The organism is Sphingomonas sp. PL20 (assembly GCF_017875905.1).
Taxonomy (GTDB): domain Bacteria; phylum Pseudomonadota; class Alphaproteobacteria; order Sphingomonadales; family Sphingomonadaceae; genus Sphingomonas; species Sphingomonas echinoides.
Genome location: NZ_JAGINH010000002.1, coordinates 3,513,069 through 3,527,219 on the forward strand (window position 1 = coordinate 3,513,069; position 14,151 = coordinate 3,527,219).

Genomic DNA, 14,151 nt, shown 5'->3' on the forward strand with positions numbered 1-14,151 from the left:
CGCGATGAAACGCCTGATCCTTGCAGCCTTGCTGACCACCGCCGCACTGCCGCTCAGCGCGACCGCCGCGACCGCCACCCCGCAAGCCGCCGTGCTAACCGCGCAGCGCGATGGGGTCGAGGTGACGGCGGGTGCGCTCAAAATGCGCCTGATCGCGCTCGCCGACGGCGTGGTGCGCGTCCGCATCGCGCGCGACGGTGCCTATCCCGAAGACGCCAGTTGGGCGGTGCTGCCCGAGCAGCGCAAGGCGCGCGCCACGGTAACGGCAACCGCAGACGGCTTCACCACCGCCAGCCTGCGCGTCCGCATCGGTGCGGGCGGCGCAATCACCTTCGAAACGCGCGACGGCAAGGTCATATCCGCCGATGCCGCACCCGTCGCGATCGACGGCAAGAGCTTTACGCTGCGCAAAAGCCTGCCGATCACCGAGCATTTCTACGGCCTTGGCGACAAGACCGGCGGGCTCGACCGGCGCGGCAAAGAATTTGTCGACTGGAACACCGACGCGTTCGGTTTCACCAGCGCCGACGACCCGATCTACAAATCGATTCCGTTCTTCCTCTCGACCGGCGCGCCGGGCGGCAGTTACGGCATCCTGCTCGACAATACCTATCGCACCTGGTTCGATTTCGGCCACCGCGATGCCGATACGCTGACCTTTGGTGGCCCCGATGGGCCGATCGATTATTATTTCGTCGCCGGTCCCAGCCTGGCCGAGGTCACGCGGCGCTATGCCGATCTCACCGGTCATGCCCCGCTCGCCCCGAAATGGGCGCTTGGCTATCAGCAGTCGCGCTACAGCTACATGTCCGCCGACGAGATCCGCGAGATCGCGCGCCATTTGCGCGCGGATCGCGTGCCGACCGACGTGATCTGGATGGACATCGACTATCAGGACCGCAACCGGCCCTTCACCACCAACCCCACAACCTTCCCCGATCTGCCCAAACTGACCGCCGACATGAAGGCGCAAGGAATCAAGCTGGTCGCGATCACCGATCTGCATATCGCCAAGGTCGAGACTGGCTATGCGCCGTATACGAGCGGCAAACGCGGCGACGAATTCGTCAAAAACCCCGATGGCACCGATTATGTCGCGCCGGTCTGGCCCGGCGCGTCGGTCTTCCCCGACTTCACGCAAACCAAGTCGCGGACGTGGTGGGGCACATTGTACAAGGGGTTCCTTGAGGACGGCATCGCCGGTTTCTGGAACGATATGAACGAACCGGCGATCTTCAACACGCCGACCAAGACGATGCCGCTCGACACCGTCCACCGCATCGCCAGTGACGATTTCGCGCCCCGCACCGGCGACCACCGCGAGATCCATAATGTCTATGGCATGCAGAATACGCGCGCGACCTATGACGGACTGCTGAAGCTACGCCCCAATGAGCGCCCCTTCGTGATGACGCGCGCCAGCTATGCCGGGGGGCAGCGCTATGCCGTCACCTGGACCGGCGACAACAGCGCGACCTGGGATCACCTGAAGCTGTCGGTGCAGCAGATCATCAATCTTGGCCTGTCGGGCTTTGCCTATAGCGCCGCCGACGTCAGCGGCTTTGCGGGCGGCCCGAGCCCCGATTTGCTGACGCGCTGGTTCGAGATCGGGGCGTTCACCCCGGTCTTCCGCGACCATAGCGCGACCGGCACGCCGCGTGTCGAGCCGTGGGTCGATGGCCCCGATCACCTCGCGATCCGCCGCCGCTTCGTCGAGGAACGCTATCGCCTGATGCCGTATTTCTATGCGCTGGCGGACCAGAACAGCCGCTTCGGCGACCCGATCATGCGCCCGGTCTTCTACGATTACCCCAGCGCCGCGAGCATGGGCTGCAACCAGTCGATGGCCTTCACGCTCGGCAAGGCGCTGCTGATCGCGCCGCCGCCCAGCCCGGAATCGCCACAAACCTATGATGTGTGCCTCCCCGCCGGGGGCTGGTATGATTATTGGACCGGCCTGCGGGCGGGAACGCCCGAAGCGGCCACCACCGGTCCGATCCAGTCGGCAACCCAAGCCGTGCCGACCGAACACGCCAAAAGCGAGCGCGTGCTCGAAACGCCACGGCTTGATCGCTTGCCCGTGTTCGTCCGCGCCGGAACAATCCTGCCGCGCCAGCCGCTCGTGCAGAGCACCGCGCAAACCCCGTCCGGGCCGCTGATGCTGGACATTTATCCCGGCGGGGAGTGCAGCGGTACGCTGTACGAAGACGATGGCACCACGCTTGGCTATCAACGCGGCGCGTTCTTCCGTCAGACCGTGCGCTGCGCCGCCACTGCGACAGGCGTCACCGTTACGTTTGATGGCAAAGAAGGGTCGCTTGCGCCGTGGTGGAAGCAGATTGCGGTGACGCTGCACGGCTGGCAAGGCCCGGGCCGCGTGACGCAAAACGGAGCGTCGCTCAGTGCGGAAAGCGACGTGTCGGCCCAGACGCTGCGCTTCACCGTCGCGGCACCGGGCAAGGCGGCGCGAGTCACGATCGAGAAGAACTGAAGGCAAAAGTCCCGGGCTGGGCCCAGCGCCGCGTATAGCTGCCAGAGGCCGGGATCGTTACCGCAAAGCGCTCGGCGCCGAGCCGGATCTTCACCGTCGATCCGGCCGGTGCCGAAAGCGTGAGCGCGGTCACACGGCCCTGCCGCCAGGTCAGATCGACGCGGACGCCACCGCGTGCCCGGACACCCGCGATCGAACCGTCGGGCCATGCCGTTGGCAGAGCGGGCAGCAAATGCAGTTCCCCGCCCCAGGACTGCACCAGCATTTCGAGAATACCCGTCGCCCCGCCGAAATTGCCGTCAATCTGGAAGGGCGGATGCGCGTCAAACATATTGGGATAAGTGCGCTGCGGGCCGAGCAAACCCTTCAGCACCGCGTAAGCGTGATCGCCCTCGCCCATGCGCGCCCACAGGCACATGCGCCATGCGGTTGCCCAGCCGGTCGACAAATCGCCGCGTTGGCGCAAGCTGACCTTGGCCGCCTCGATCAGCGCAGGCGTGTCGCGGACGTTGATCTGAGCGCTCGGATACACCGCATAAAGGTGCGAAACGTGCCGATGGTGTGGATCGGGGGCGTGCGCATCCCAATCCTCGAGCCACTCCTGCAACTGTCCCCCCGCGCCGATACGATCGGGCGCAATGCGCGCACCGACCTGTTCGAGCATGGCTAGCCATTCGCCGTCCCGACCCAGCGTCCGGCCAGCGACCACCGTATTGGTGAACAGGTCGCGGACGATTTGCCGGTCCATCGCCGGGCCGACGCAGAGCGACGATCCGAACGGATGTTCGTTTTCGGGCGAGAGCGAGGGCGAGGTCACCAGCCCGCGTCCCTTGGTATCCTCGATCAGCGTGTCGACGAAGAAGTGCGCGGCGCCCTTCAGCAGCGGGTATAGCCGCGCCAACAGTGCCGGGTCGCGGGCAAAATCCCAATGCGTGAATAGGGTGTTGCAAAGCCACGCGCCGCCGCACGGCCACAGGCCCCATAACGGCCCATCGATTGGCGCGGTCGCGCGCCAGAGATCGGTATTGTGATGCGCAACCCAGCCCCGCGCGCCGTACATCGTCCGCGCGGTCCGTGCGCCGGTTACGGACAGATCCTCGACCATCCGCACCAGCGGCTCGACACAGAGGCCGAGCCCGCCCGGATCGGCTGCCCAATAATTCATCTCAGTGTTGATGTTGATGGTGTATTTGCTGCCCCAAGGCGGGGTCGTCCCCTCATTCCAGATGCCCTGCAGCGTCGACGGCTGGCTGCCCGGTCGCGACGAGGCGATGAGCAGATAGCGGCCATACTGCAAATACAGCGCCGCCAGCGCGGGATCGACCGCGGTCGCGCCCGCCGCAATGCGCGCGTCGGTTGGCAACGCCGCCGCCGGGCTGGTGCCCAGATCGATCTTCACCCCGCCGAACAGCGCCGCATGATCCGCCACATGCGACCGTCGCAACGCGGGGTAGCCCTTTCGTTCGGCCGCCCGACCAGCGGCACGCACCGCGCCAACCGGATCGCCGCCGGTATCGCTATAGCTGCGATAGCTGGTCGCGGCGGTGATCAGCACGGTCACGCTGCGCGCGCCGGACACGGTTATGCCCTTTTGGTTCGCGATGATGGCGCCGTCCCCCACCGCCTGCACGCGCAGCGCGTAGCGCAACCCTGCAGGCACGCCGAGCGCGGCTTCGTTCGATCCGGTCACCAGCAGGGCATGCGCGCCATCGGCAGCGATCGTCACGTCCGGTCCGGGCCGCTCCGCATCCTCGCGCTGCATCCACTCGGTCGGCCGCGTGGTCTGGGGTGTCGCCCCCTCGGAGAATTGCGCGCGCGGCGTACCGATCGCACGCGGAGCGCGGTAGGCGAGATCGAAGTCGAGCGTGCCACCTTCCGCTTCCAGCCGCATCACGATCACCTGATCGGGGGCCGATGCAAACACCTCACGCCGGTAACGGCCGTCCGCGGTTTCGAACTCGGTTGTGGCGATGCCCGATGCGAGGTCGAGCTCGCGCCGATAGACGGTCGGGACGTGCGCGGAGGCGAAGGTCAGCAGCAGATCGCCGAGCGTGCCATACGGCATCTGCGCCGACGGTTTCCCCATCATCTTTGCTGACGCAAGGTCCGTCGCGTCCTTATAGCGTCCGGCGGCGAGCAACGCTCGAACCTCCGGCAACGCGGCAAGGGCTTCGGGATTGTCCGGATCATAGGGCGCACCCGCCCATAGCGTGTCCTCGTTGAGCTGAAGCCGCTCCTGCGCGACGCGACCGAACACCATTGCGCCCAACCGTCCGTTGCCGACCGGGAGCGCCTCGGTCCAGGCTCCCGCAGGCTGCCGATACCAAAGCCTCAGGTCGCTGCTCGCGTCGCTCGCTTTCGCCGCCAGCAGCGTCGGTGACGCCGCAATCGCGAGCCCCGCCGCCAGCGTCTCGCGTCGATTGACGGCTGCGAACGCATCGCTTGATGGCATCATCGCTCTCCTCATGCGGCTTCGTCCAAGCTCCAAACCGTGTGTGTGGTGCCGATACCCGCATTGGCAAGGCGCTGGTAAATATTTTGTCGGACTATTGACCGCCGAACGAACCGCCGTCTAGCAATGCCGAACGATCCATAAACGCGCGCGCTGCACAATCGGCGAAAACAAGAAGCTCCGGCCAGCCTAAGGCCGGGCGATCGGGAGAAGACCGGATGACCGGAGTGGGGCGATCCGTTGATCGACGTCGTGCTTGGTTCGCATCGCATGGCGCGGGTCGCGCCGCATTGTGCGGAGTGGCGTTGCTGCTGGCCGCCCCCGCCATGGCGCAGGACGCGCGGATGGTGCCGACTGTCGCCCCGGCCGAACCCAATGCGATCCGGCTCGATACCGGCGACGCCGCGGGCGCGACCGCACCGGAGTCGTGGTTCCGCCAATATGGCGTCGCGATGACGCGCAACGTCAGCACGGCAACACTGACGCCCTTCCTCCCCGATCCGGCAAAGGCGACCGGCGCGGCGGTGATCGTGGCACCCGGTGGCGGCTTCTTGATGCTGTCGATGGAGAATGAGGGGTGGCGCGTCGCCCGCGCGCTCGCCGATCACGGGATCGCCGCGTTCGTGCTGAAATACCGCCTGAAGCCAACCCCTGCCGCCATGCCCGACTTCGAACAGGCGGTGGCGGCGATGTTCGCAGGTGCCGGCCGGCCCACATCGCGGCTGCGCCCCGAGGACGCCGCCGCCGGGCTGGCCGAGCCGATCGCCGACGCGCGCGCCGCCTTCGCGCTGATCCGTGCGCACGCCCGCGAATGGCGGGTCGATCCCGCCCGCATCGGGATGATGGGCTTTTCGGCAGGGGCAATGACGACGATGGCCACCGCGCTCACCGCCCCCGAGCTGCACCCGGCGTTCCTCGCGCCGATCTACGGCTCGATGGAGGCGGTCAGCGTTCGCCCCGATGCCCCGCCCCTGTTCGCGGTGCTCGCCGCCGACGACCCGCTGTTCGCGCGCAAAGGGCTCGGCCTGATCGATTCCTGGCAGCAGGCAGGGCGGCCCGTCGAATTTCATTTGTATGGCCAGGGCGGCCACGGCTTCGGCCTTGGCAAAGCAAACACGACGAGCACCGAGTGGTTCGACGCCTTCGTCCGGTGGCTCGACATGAACGGCTTGCTGACACGCCTGCAGGACGGCGGCGCGGCAGGCGCAAGCGGCACGGGAGCACCAAAGCCATGAAACCGACCAAGATCGCGATCGTATTGGCAACGAGCGTCGTTGCGCCGTTGACCGCCGGCTTGGCACAACAGGCACCCGCGCCTGCACCCAGTTTCGAGCCCTATTTTGCCGCGCCGACGAGTGCGCCGCTGGCTCCCGACGCCGACGGGTTTCTGCAACGCTGGCTGCTGCTGGAACCGATCGTCAAGCCAAACCGCAGCAACATCGGTTTCACGCAAAGCTATGTGCGCGCGGCGCTGAGCGATTTCCCCGGCCGCACCGAGGCCGTGCCGCGCGATGGTGCGTTGATCAAGACGCCGGAGCCGCTGCGCTGGCACGCGCTCGATGCGCGCTTGTTCGATGTGAAGCTGTTCAATTTCGCGCAGAGTCTCGGCAAGCCGGTTTATGGTGTGATCTTCCATGCGATAACCGTCGTCGACAGCCCACGCGACATGCACAATGTGCGGCTCGCGGTCGGCTCGAACGCGGCATCGATGTGGTGGGTCAATGGCACCGAAGCCGTCGGCCTGTACGGCGACCGCCGGATGGTGATGGACGATGGCGTATCGCAACCGCTCACGCTGCACAAAGGGCGCAACATCATCCGCGGCGCGGTCATCAACGGCCCTGGGCTCAGTGACTTTTGCGTCCGCTTTGTCGATGCCGACGGGCGACCGGTCCGCGACCTCACGATCGACCTGAAATAGCCCCGACTTCGCTTGAACGCGCGCGATCCCGTTGGAGAGACCATGAAGTACGCTGCGATTGCCGTCCTGTCGGCCCTGCTCGCACTGCCGGGTGCCGCCGCTGCCCAATTGGGGGGCGAGCCCATTATCCATGACCCCTCCACGATCGCGCTGTCGGACGGGAAATATTATACGTTCGGAACCGGTCGCGGTGGCCTCGTGTCCGAAGATGGCTGGACCTGGCATAGCGGTGGCGTGCGTCCCGGCGGTGGGGTCGCGCCCGACATCATCCACATCGGCGATCGCTATTACGTCGCCTATGCGGTCGGCGGCGGCGGGATGAATGGCGGCCATGCCAGCCAGATCAAGGTGATGTGGACCCATTCGCTTGACCCGAGCTCGCCCGCGTTCGGATATCATGAGGTGGGCGTCGTAGCGGAAAGCAACGGCATCGAAGATGCCGACGCGATCGATCCCGCCTTCCTGCTCGCCGATGGCCGGTTGTGGCTGAGCTATGGCACCTATTTCGGCTATATCCGCATGGTCGAGCTCGATCCCGCAACGGGTGCCCGGCGTGCGGGCAACCAACCGGTCGATATCGCGATCGACATGGAAGCGACCGCGCTGCTGTACCGCGACGGCTATTACTATCTGCTGGGAACGCATGGCACGTGCTGCGACGGGCCGAATTCGTCGTACAACATTCGCGTCGGGCGCTCCCGCTCACCGACCGGCCCGTTCGTCGACCATATGGGCGTACCGCTGCTGAAAGGCGGCGGGAAGCTGGTCGTGGCGGCGCGCGGGCGGCGCTATGGGGCCGGCCATTTCGGCCTGATCGACCTTGGCGATGGACTCGAGAAGTTCTCGATGCACTATGAAGCCGACATGGATCGCAGCGGGCGCAGCGTGCTCGCGATCGAGCCCTTGCTCTGGAAGGATGGCTGGCCGGTCGGCGGCGAAAATCTTGCGGCCGGAACATATGAGATCGAATCGCAGCGCAGCGGCGGCGCACTGGAGCTTGCCGTCGACGACACCCGCATCGCCTTCGATGCGCGCCGCAGTTTCTTTGCCCCACCGAACACGCCGGTCAGCCCGATTGCGAACCAGACGCTTGGCGAAGATCAGGCGAGCTGGCCAAGCGGGCCGATCAAGGTCGACCTTGGCGACTATATGATCCGGCCGCATCAGCAATGGACGATCACGCCCGTCGCCGGGGCGGGCGGCTATTTCGGCGCGCCATATTATAGCATCGTCATCGCGGGCACCGGCCGCGCGCTCGCGGTGTCGGGGGACACGGTCACAACCGTGCCGACCTTCACCGGCGCACCCGAGCAATTGTGGCGGATCGATCAACTCACCGACGGCACCTACCGGATAACGCCGAAGGTGACGGGACAAGGCGCGTCGCGCGCGCTGATTGCCGTAGGAGCCAGCACCCCCGCGCTGGCCCCGTTCGACCCCGCCAGCGTCGTCGGCCGGTGGACCTTCAAGCGACCATAGCGGAGCGTGCCACCGCCGGTCTGTGCGGAAAGCCGTCCTACGATAGTCGCAGTTTCCGTCACGACTGGCTGCTGCTAGAGTCCGGCGCTGTGACGATCGAACATTCCCTTTCCCTGGTTGAAGAGGCCGGACCCGCAATCGACAGCGAGCCGCCAACGCGTTCCGCGCGCGGCAAGGGTCGGCGGCTGCGCGGGGCCATTGCCCACAAACTCGGCGTGGCGATCCTGTCAGGCAAATATGCCCCGGGCGAAACGCTTTCCAGCGAGACCGTCTTTGCCGAATCGCTCGACGTATCGCGCAGCGCTTATCGCGAAGGCATCCAGGCGCTGATTGCCAAGGGACTGGTCGAAAGCCGACCAAAAGCGGGAACGCGCGTGCTCCCGCGCGATCGCTGGAATTTGCTCGACCCCGATGTGCTCGGCTGGGCCTTTGCCGGTGAACCCGATCCGCAACTGGTGCGCAGCCTGTTCGAACTGCGCTTGATCATCGAGCCTGCCGCCGCCGGGATGGCCGCCGTCAAGCGCGACCGCAGCGAACTCAAACGCATGAAAGAGGCGCTGGCCGCGATGCGGCGGCATTCGCTCGCAACCGATCTCGGCCGCGCCGCCGACCGGCAGTTTCACGATACGATCCTGCGCGCGACCCGCAATGATGCGTTGGTGGTGCTCAGCGCCTCGATCGGCGCAGCGGTCAGTTGGACAACGCAGTTCAAGCAACGCCTGCGCGCGCTGCCGCGCAACCCGATCCCCGATCACGTCCTCGTTTACGACGCGATTGCCGCAGGCGACCCCGACGCCGCCAGCGCGGCAATGCGCCGTTTGGTCGAACTCGCGCTGGAAGATACCCAAAGCGCGATGGCCAGCTGATCGCGCGGGGGTCAGCGTGTCAGCGCTGCCTCGGACCAGCTCACCGGATCGGGGAAGTGCATCGGCGTCGCGGTGCGTGCGACGAGCTCGATCAGCGTGACGCCGCGCACATCGACCGATAGCGGCGCGGCCGCGTCGCCGTACCGCATCGGTGCCGACTGGCCGAGCAACTTGCCATCGCCATAGACCGCGAAGCGCACCGGCTGGCTGCGGTCACGCGCCGAATCGTCGACCCCGACCAGCGCCGAGAAGCGGGCAAAGCCCGTATTGCGCACTTCGAGCCGCGAATTGGCGAGCACGCCGATCCCGGTAGTGAAGCGCCGCCCAGCCACTTGCAGTGTCTCCCCATAAGGCGTGCCATCCGCCTGCGCCCCGCCCCAGCCGCCATAACGCGGGTGGTCGCCATCGCCGCGCGTCCCGCGCCACGGCAGGATGCCGCGGTGGATCAGCGGTTCATGCTCGGGGACGATGACGCCATCCACCGCCGGATTCACCCGGCCCGGCTGTTCCGACAGATAGAGGCCGCCGGGCAATTGCCGCGTGCCGTGCGCGGTGAACACAAGCGTCTGATGCGGCGCGAGCGCGAGCTTGGTCTCGCCGCGGAAATGCGTCGTGCCCCCATCCCACAGATCGTCGAGGGTGACGTCAGTGTTAGCGGTGAATTTGAGATGGTCGGCCGTCAGCACCGCCTGCGCGGGCGACGCGGTACGGTTGAAGATCGCCACCGCCTTGTCGCCGCTGGCCAACGTCTTGACGAGGATCTGCACATCGTCGGTATCGAACGCCAGCACCGCCTGGTTGCCGGCGGGATCCTGGTCGAGCGCGATGATCCCGGAATTGCCGAGGATTGCCAGCATCGTTGGCGGGGCCTTGCGCAAGTCATAGCCGATGAACAGCGGCGCATTCGCCATCGCCCAGAGCGAAAAATGCGTCCGCGCCTCGGTCCTGTGCGCCGCATCGAAATCGCCGGTGCCGATGAACAGCATGTCGGGGTCGTTCCACGACCCCGGATGCGCGTAGAGCGCGCGGCGCGACACGCTGTCGAAATTGTGCAGCATCCGCGACCAGCTTGGCGAAATGTCCTCGCTGGTGCGCGAGATATTGCCGACATCCTTGCCCCAGGCGCGGACGTCAGCCGCGCCCCACAGGCAGATCGAATAGAGGAAGTCATTATCGGGGTTGTAGCGCTTGAGCGCGCGCCCGACCTCTTCATACAGCCCGCGCACCGCCGCAATGTCGCTACGCCCGACCGATTCGACATCGACCAGCGGTGCGAGCGCGCGATACTGGCCCGCCTTCACGCGCGGATCGCTCTCTGGGAAAGCGCGGATGCCGCAGCCGTCGACCTTGATCAGATCGAAGCCCCATTCCTTGAAATAGAGCGCGATATCCTGGTCGACATGGCCGTAGAGCGCGACCTCGCGCTCGGCGAGCGTGCCCTCGGGCATATTGGCCATGGTCGAGGTGAACGCCTGCCCGCAGGTATTGCGCCCGATATCCGAATAGATGCCGGCCTTGAGCCCCATCGCATGGAGCCGGTCGGTAAAGGGGCGGAAGCTGGTGTCACCGCCCGGCCCCGCTCCCTTGGCCGAGGGAAAGGTCGTGGTGCGGATGACCATCCGCCCGTCGCGCGCGCGGCGCTGGAGCCACCAGCCATCATCGACGTCGATATAGCGATAGCCCTTCGCCGCCAGCCCTGAATCGACGATGATCTGGGCCGAGGCGAGCACCTTTTCCTCGCTGACATCTTCGTAAAAGGCGTTCCAGCTGCTCCACCCCATGGGCGGCACTTGCGCTGCACCCGCGCTATAGGCGCTCCACCGCGCGCTCGGCGCGAGATCGTCAGACTGCGCGATCGCGGGCACGCTCGAAACCGTCGCTGCGAGCAGCGCCGCACCGCCCTGCAAAAACATGCGCACGCTGGGCATCAGCGCGCCCCCTTGGTCACGAGGTTCTTGCCGAAGAAGGGCATGACATAGTCCTGAAAGCGGACCGCGACGTCGCTGACATGCGTCCCGTGGTACAGTTCGAAGCTGTTGGCGACGCCATAACGGTCCAGCGTCGCGTGGAGTTTGGCGGCGTCGTCCTTTAGACCGTCCTGATCGCCGACGTCGATCGCAATCGCGCGATACTGGCGCAAATTGCCGATATATTGGTCGACAAAGGCAAGCGGCGCGTTCGCCGCCCATTTCGCCAGCACCTCGGGCTGCACGACGCCATTCTTGGTCGGCAAATCGAGGAAGAAGGGCGGGTTTTGCGGGTTGGGCGACCAGGCGGCGGCGGTGGCGAATTGCGCGCGCCCGAAAAAGGGCAGCGCGGTGGCTTCCTCGCGGCTATGGATGGCCTCCAGCGCGGCGGCGGCCTTGGGGTCGATCTGGCCGGGATCGCGCGGCGACAGGCAGCACGGGCTCATCATATAGATCGCGCCGAACATGTCGGGATGCCGCATCCCGATCCGCGCGGTGCCGTAACCGCCCATCGAATGCCCGACGAGCCCGCGGCTGCGCCGGTCGGCGATCGTGCGATAATGCGCGTCGACATAATGGATCAGGTCGCGCGCGATGAAGGTCTCGAAATCGCCGGTGGTGACCGAACTCGAATACATCGATCCGTTATGCAGCGTTTTCGAATCGGGCAGCACCACGATCATCTCGGGCACCCCCGTGGCGAACGCGCCCTCGATCGTCTGCGGCACATGGATTTCATGGGTCCATTGCTCTGCACCGATCGAATAGCCGTGGAGCGCGTAGAGCACCGGGTAACGCCGCTTCGGGTTGGCGGCATAGCTTGGCGGCAGCATCACCAGGACATCGCGGTCCGCCGAATCGCCTTCGAGATTGCCGACGATGGTGGGGGCGTGGACCTTGATCCGCTCGATCGTCACGGCCGGAGCACCGGCAACCGGCGGCGGCACGTGCGTTGGCACTTGCCCGATTGCCGACATCGCGCCCAACATCAAGGCGGCCGTGCCCGCGCCTATAATACGCGCGGCACGCCACACCGCGCTTAGCTGCCGATGCGATCGCATATCTCTCTCCCACACCCCATTGGGCCGATATCGCGTCGTCGCGACGCGCCGTCTTGTCTGTCTAAAGCAAGCGCGCGTCAATTCCCTGCCGCGCCTTTTCCCGCCGCTCGCTCACCCGCCGCGCAGCAGCCGCATCACCAGCGCGCGGATCCGCCCATAATTGCCGCTGCGAAGTGGTCCCAGAATGCCATGCTGCTGTTCCGGCAGATGCGCGAGCGGATGCCCATCGGGGCGAAAGACATAATGGTCAAAGAACGCCCGCCATGCCGCGCGCTCGGGTGCCGGGCGCTCGGCAATCGCGATCATCGCGAGCAGCATCGCGGTATGCGGCGCATCCGGACCGCTGGCAAAGCCATCCCACCAGTAATTCACCAGCACGTTGAAAGGCGCGGTCGCTTCAACCGAATGCCACCACAGCTTCGGCAGATACAGCGCATCGCCGGGTGCCAGATCGACGGTGATGGCGCGCGCCCGGGCGTTGGCGAAGGCCGGATAGCGCCCATCGCCCGGCGGCGCACTGGCGGCCAGACTGACCGGTTGCCCGGCCAGCGTATGATCGATCGGCCCGACATACAGGTCGGCAATCGCATCGGGGGGATAGAGCGTAAAACGCCGCCGCCCGGCCACAACGCAGGCAAGGTTGTCGAACGTATCATAATGGCAAGCGACCGACGACGCGGTGCCGAGCCAGATCCGTGCCCCGACATCTGGCGACAACATCGTCAGGGTATTTTCGGCAGAAAAACCAGGAAGATAGTCATCCGTCGGCAGCGAACCGACATAGATTGACGGTTCTGACGGAGACTGGGCAGCCGCCGCGATCCGTCGCAGCGCCTCGCCGAACTGCACGCTTTCCCGCGAAAAGGTAAACCCGCTCAACCCATCAGCATAATCATATCGTCCACCGATCGCAGGGTCGCCGACGAACATCTCGGCCGCGCGGTCGACCGCGAAGCGCGCCAGATAGGCGACGAGCGCCGCCTGCGATTGCGCCTGCGCCGCATAGGCCGGCCAGTGGCGACACACACCGCGCAGCACGACGGGCGCGCAGGGCTCCGCAATATCGCGCAGGAACCGGTCGCGGTCCAACGCGCCACCGTCAAGGGTGCGCAGACGCGGCGAATCGAGCGCTGTCATCCGCCAACAAGGCGATCGTTGCGCAGGTGCGCGAGCCGGGAAATGTGGTGTTGCGACCCAAGCACGGCATGCGCCAGCGCCAGATCGCCCTGTCGAAACAGGTCGATCACCGCAGCGTCATCGAGCTCGGCCAAGGCATCGCGACTGATCGTATAGAGCCCCTCCAACGCGAGTCGTTCGCCATCGTCGAAGCGGAACGACAGGTCGATCGGCTCCACCAGTTTCCGCGCAAGCAGCCGCTTGAGGAACTGCTCGGTCTGCGGCAACCCCGCGTGCAACTGGCTCAGCGCGCTCTGGACGCGTCGCAGCGCCACGGCGGGCGTTCCCCCGTCGTCGAACACCGGTTGCCCGCCCGCGCGCACAAATCGGGTGTGCGCCGGATCGATCGCAATATGATCGCCGGAGATAAAGAAGCCCTGCCGCACCAGATCGAACAGGCGGTCAACAGCGGCGCCATCGCCCGAACCGGCGGCGATATTTTCACCGGGCTTCAGGCCCAGCAGCGCGCCGGCATAAAAGGCCCCGGTTTCCGGATGCTTGGTAAACAGGATCGGAAATCGTGCCGCAACCGACTCGAATTCATCGAGGACAATCTGCACGAAATGACGGTCGGCGGACAGCGGCGGACCAAGCCGCAACCCGGCATGATGATCGGTACTCAAGACCTCAAGCGTCGCCATCCACGTCCTCTCCAACATCTCGCGCCGCTGCTCACGGTCGTCCGACAGGCATAAGCGGCGCACCCGCATCTGGCCAAGTGGGTTGATTGTTTTTTCG

10 protein-coding genes are annotated in these 14,151 nt (G+C 65.9%); 5 read left to right on the forward strand and 5 right to left on the reverse strand.

From position 1 onward, the window contains the following. Positions 1-4: 4 nt before the first annotated feature. On the forward strand, positions 5-2,491 hold the full coding sequence (locus H4W01_RS16470; RefSeq protein WP_209612485.1) for a glycoside hydrolase family 31 protein: 2,487 nt from the start codon (positions 5-7) through the stop codon (positions 2,489-2,491). Here H4W01_RS16470 and H4W01_RS16475 read toward each other — a convergent pair. Further along, entirely contained in the window at positions 2,472-4,946 is a 2,475-nt protein-coding gene (locus H4W01_RS16475) for a glycoside hydrolase family 95 protein (protein ID WP_334685316.1), read from the reverse strand. The genes H4W01_RS16470 and H4W01_RS16475 overlap by 20 nt on opposite strands. Positions 4,947-5,161: 215 nt before the next feature. Between H4W01_RS16475 and H4W01_RS16480 the strand changes: the two genes are divergently transcribed. From H4W01_RS16480 to H4W01_RS16495, 4 genes are all read left to right on the forward strand, one after another. Further along, on the forward strand, positions 5,162-6,178 hold the full coding sequence (locus H4W01_RS16480) for an alpha/beta hydrolase (RefSeq protein ID WP_209612487.1): 1,017 nt from the start codon (positions 5,162-5,164) through the stop codon (positions 6,176-6,178). Further along, complete coding sequence (locus H4W01_RS16485; protein WP_209612489.1) at positions 6,175-6,864, forward strand: acetylxylan esterase; 690 nt, start codon at positions 6,175-6,177, stop codon at positions 6,862-6,864. Before H4W01_RS16480 ends, H4W01_RS16485 begins: the two co-directional genes overlap by 4 nt. A gap of 42 nt (positions 6,865-6,906) precedes the next feature. Further along, the gene (locus H4W01_RS16490; RefSeq protein ID WP_209612492.1) at positions 6,907-8,343 is read left to right on the forward strand and encodes a family 43 glycosylhydrolase; all 1,437 of its coding nucleotides are present in this window, start codon (positions 6,907-6,909) and stop codon (positions 8,341-8,343) included. A 113-nt stretch (positions 8,344-8,456) separates the two neighbouring features. After that, on the forward strand, positions 8,457-9,209 hold the full coding sequence (locus H4W01_RS16495; RefSeq protein ID WP_209613413.1) for a FadR/GntR family transcriptional regulator: 753 nt from the start codon (positions 8,457-8,459) through the stop codon (positions 9,207-9,209). An 11-nt stretch (positions 9,210-9,220) separates the two neighbouring features. Here H4W01_RS16495 and H4W01_RS16500 read toward each other — a convergent pair whose 3' ends face one another. From H4W01_RS16500 to H4W01_RS16515, 4 genes are all read right to left on the reverse strand, one after another. Next, a complete protein-coding gene (locus H4W01_RS16500) occupies positions 9,221-11,137 on the reverse strand; it encodes an NPCBM/NEW2 domain-containing protein (RefSeq protein ID WP_209612495.1) in 1,917 nt (638 codons plus the stop codon). After that, positions 11,137-12,237, reverse strand: a complete 1,101-nt coding sequence (locus H4W01_RS16505) for an alpha/beta hydrolase (RefSeq protein WP_209612497.1) — start codon at positions 12,235-12,237, stop codon at positions 11,137-11,139. The genes H4W01_RS16500 and H4W01_RS16505 overlap by 1 nt, the downstream gene beginning before the upstream one ends. Positions 12,238-12,348: 111 nt before the next feature. Beyond that, positions 12,349-13,374, reverse strand: coding sequence for a cupin-like domain-containing protein (locus tag H4W01_RS16510; RefSeq protein ID WP_209612499.1), 1,026 nt, complete (start codon positions 13,372-13,374; stop codon positions 12,349-12,351). After that, on the reverse strand, positions 13,371-14,054 hold the full coding sequence (locus tag H4W01_RS16515; protein ID WP_209612501.1) for a SapC family protein: 684 nt from the start codon (positions 14,052-14,054) through the stop codon (positions 13,371-13,373). The genes H4W01_RS16510 and H4W01_RS16515 overlap by 4 nt, the downstream gene beginning before the upstream one ends. Between the last annotated feature and the right edge of the window lie 97 nt (positions 14,055-14,151).

Coding starts and splice junctions, on each gene's coding strand:
- H4W01_RS16470 (WP_209612485.1), top strand. CDS start 5: ATGAAACGCCTGATCCTTGCAGCCTTGCTGACCACCGCCGCACTGCCG.
- H4W01_RS16475 (WP_334685316.1), bottom strand. CDS start 4,946: ATGATGCCATCAAGCGATGCGTTCGCAGCCGTCAATCGACGCGAGACG.
- H4W01_RS16480 (WP_209612487.1), top strand. CDS start 5,162: ATGACCGGAGTGGGGCGATCCGTTGATCGACGTCGTGCTTGGTTCGCA.
- H4W01_RS16485 (WP_209612489.1), top strand. CDS start 6,175: ATGAAACCGACCAAGATCGCGATCGTATTGGCAACGAGCGTCGTTGCG.
- H4W01_RS16490 (WP_209612492.1), top strand. CDS start 6,907: ATGAAGTACGCTGCGATTGCCGTCCTGTCGGCCCTGCTCGCACTGCCG.
- H4W01_RS16500 (WP_209612495.1), bottom strand. CDS start 11,137: ATGCCCAGCGTGCGCATGTTTTTGCAGGGCGGTGCGGCGCTGCTCGCA.
- H4W01_RS16505 (WP_209612497.1), bottom strand. CDS start 12,237: ATGCGATCGCATCGGCAGCTAAGCGCGGTGTGGCGTGCCGCGCGTATT.
- H4W01_RS16510 (WP_209612499.1), bottom strand. CDS start 13,374: ATGACAGCGCTCGATTCGCCGCGTCTGCGCACCCTTGACGGTGGCGCG.
- H4W01_RS16515 (WP_209612501.1), bottom strand. CDS start 14,054: ATGGCGACGCTTGAGGTCTTGAGTACCGATCATCATGCCGGGTTGCGG.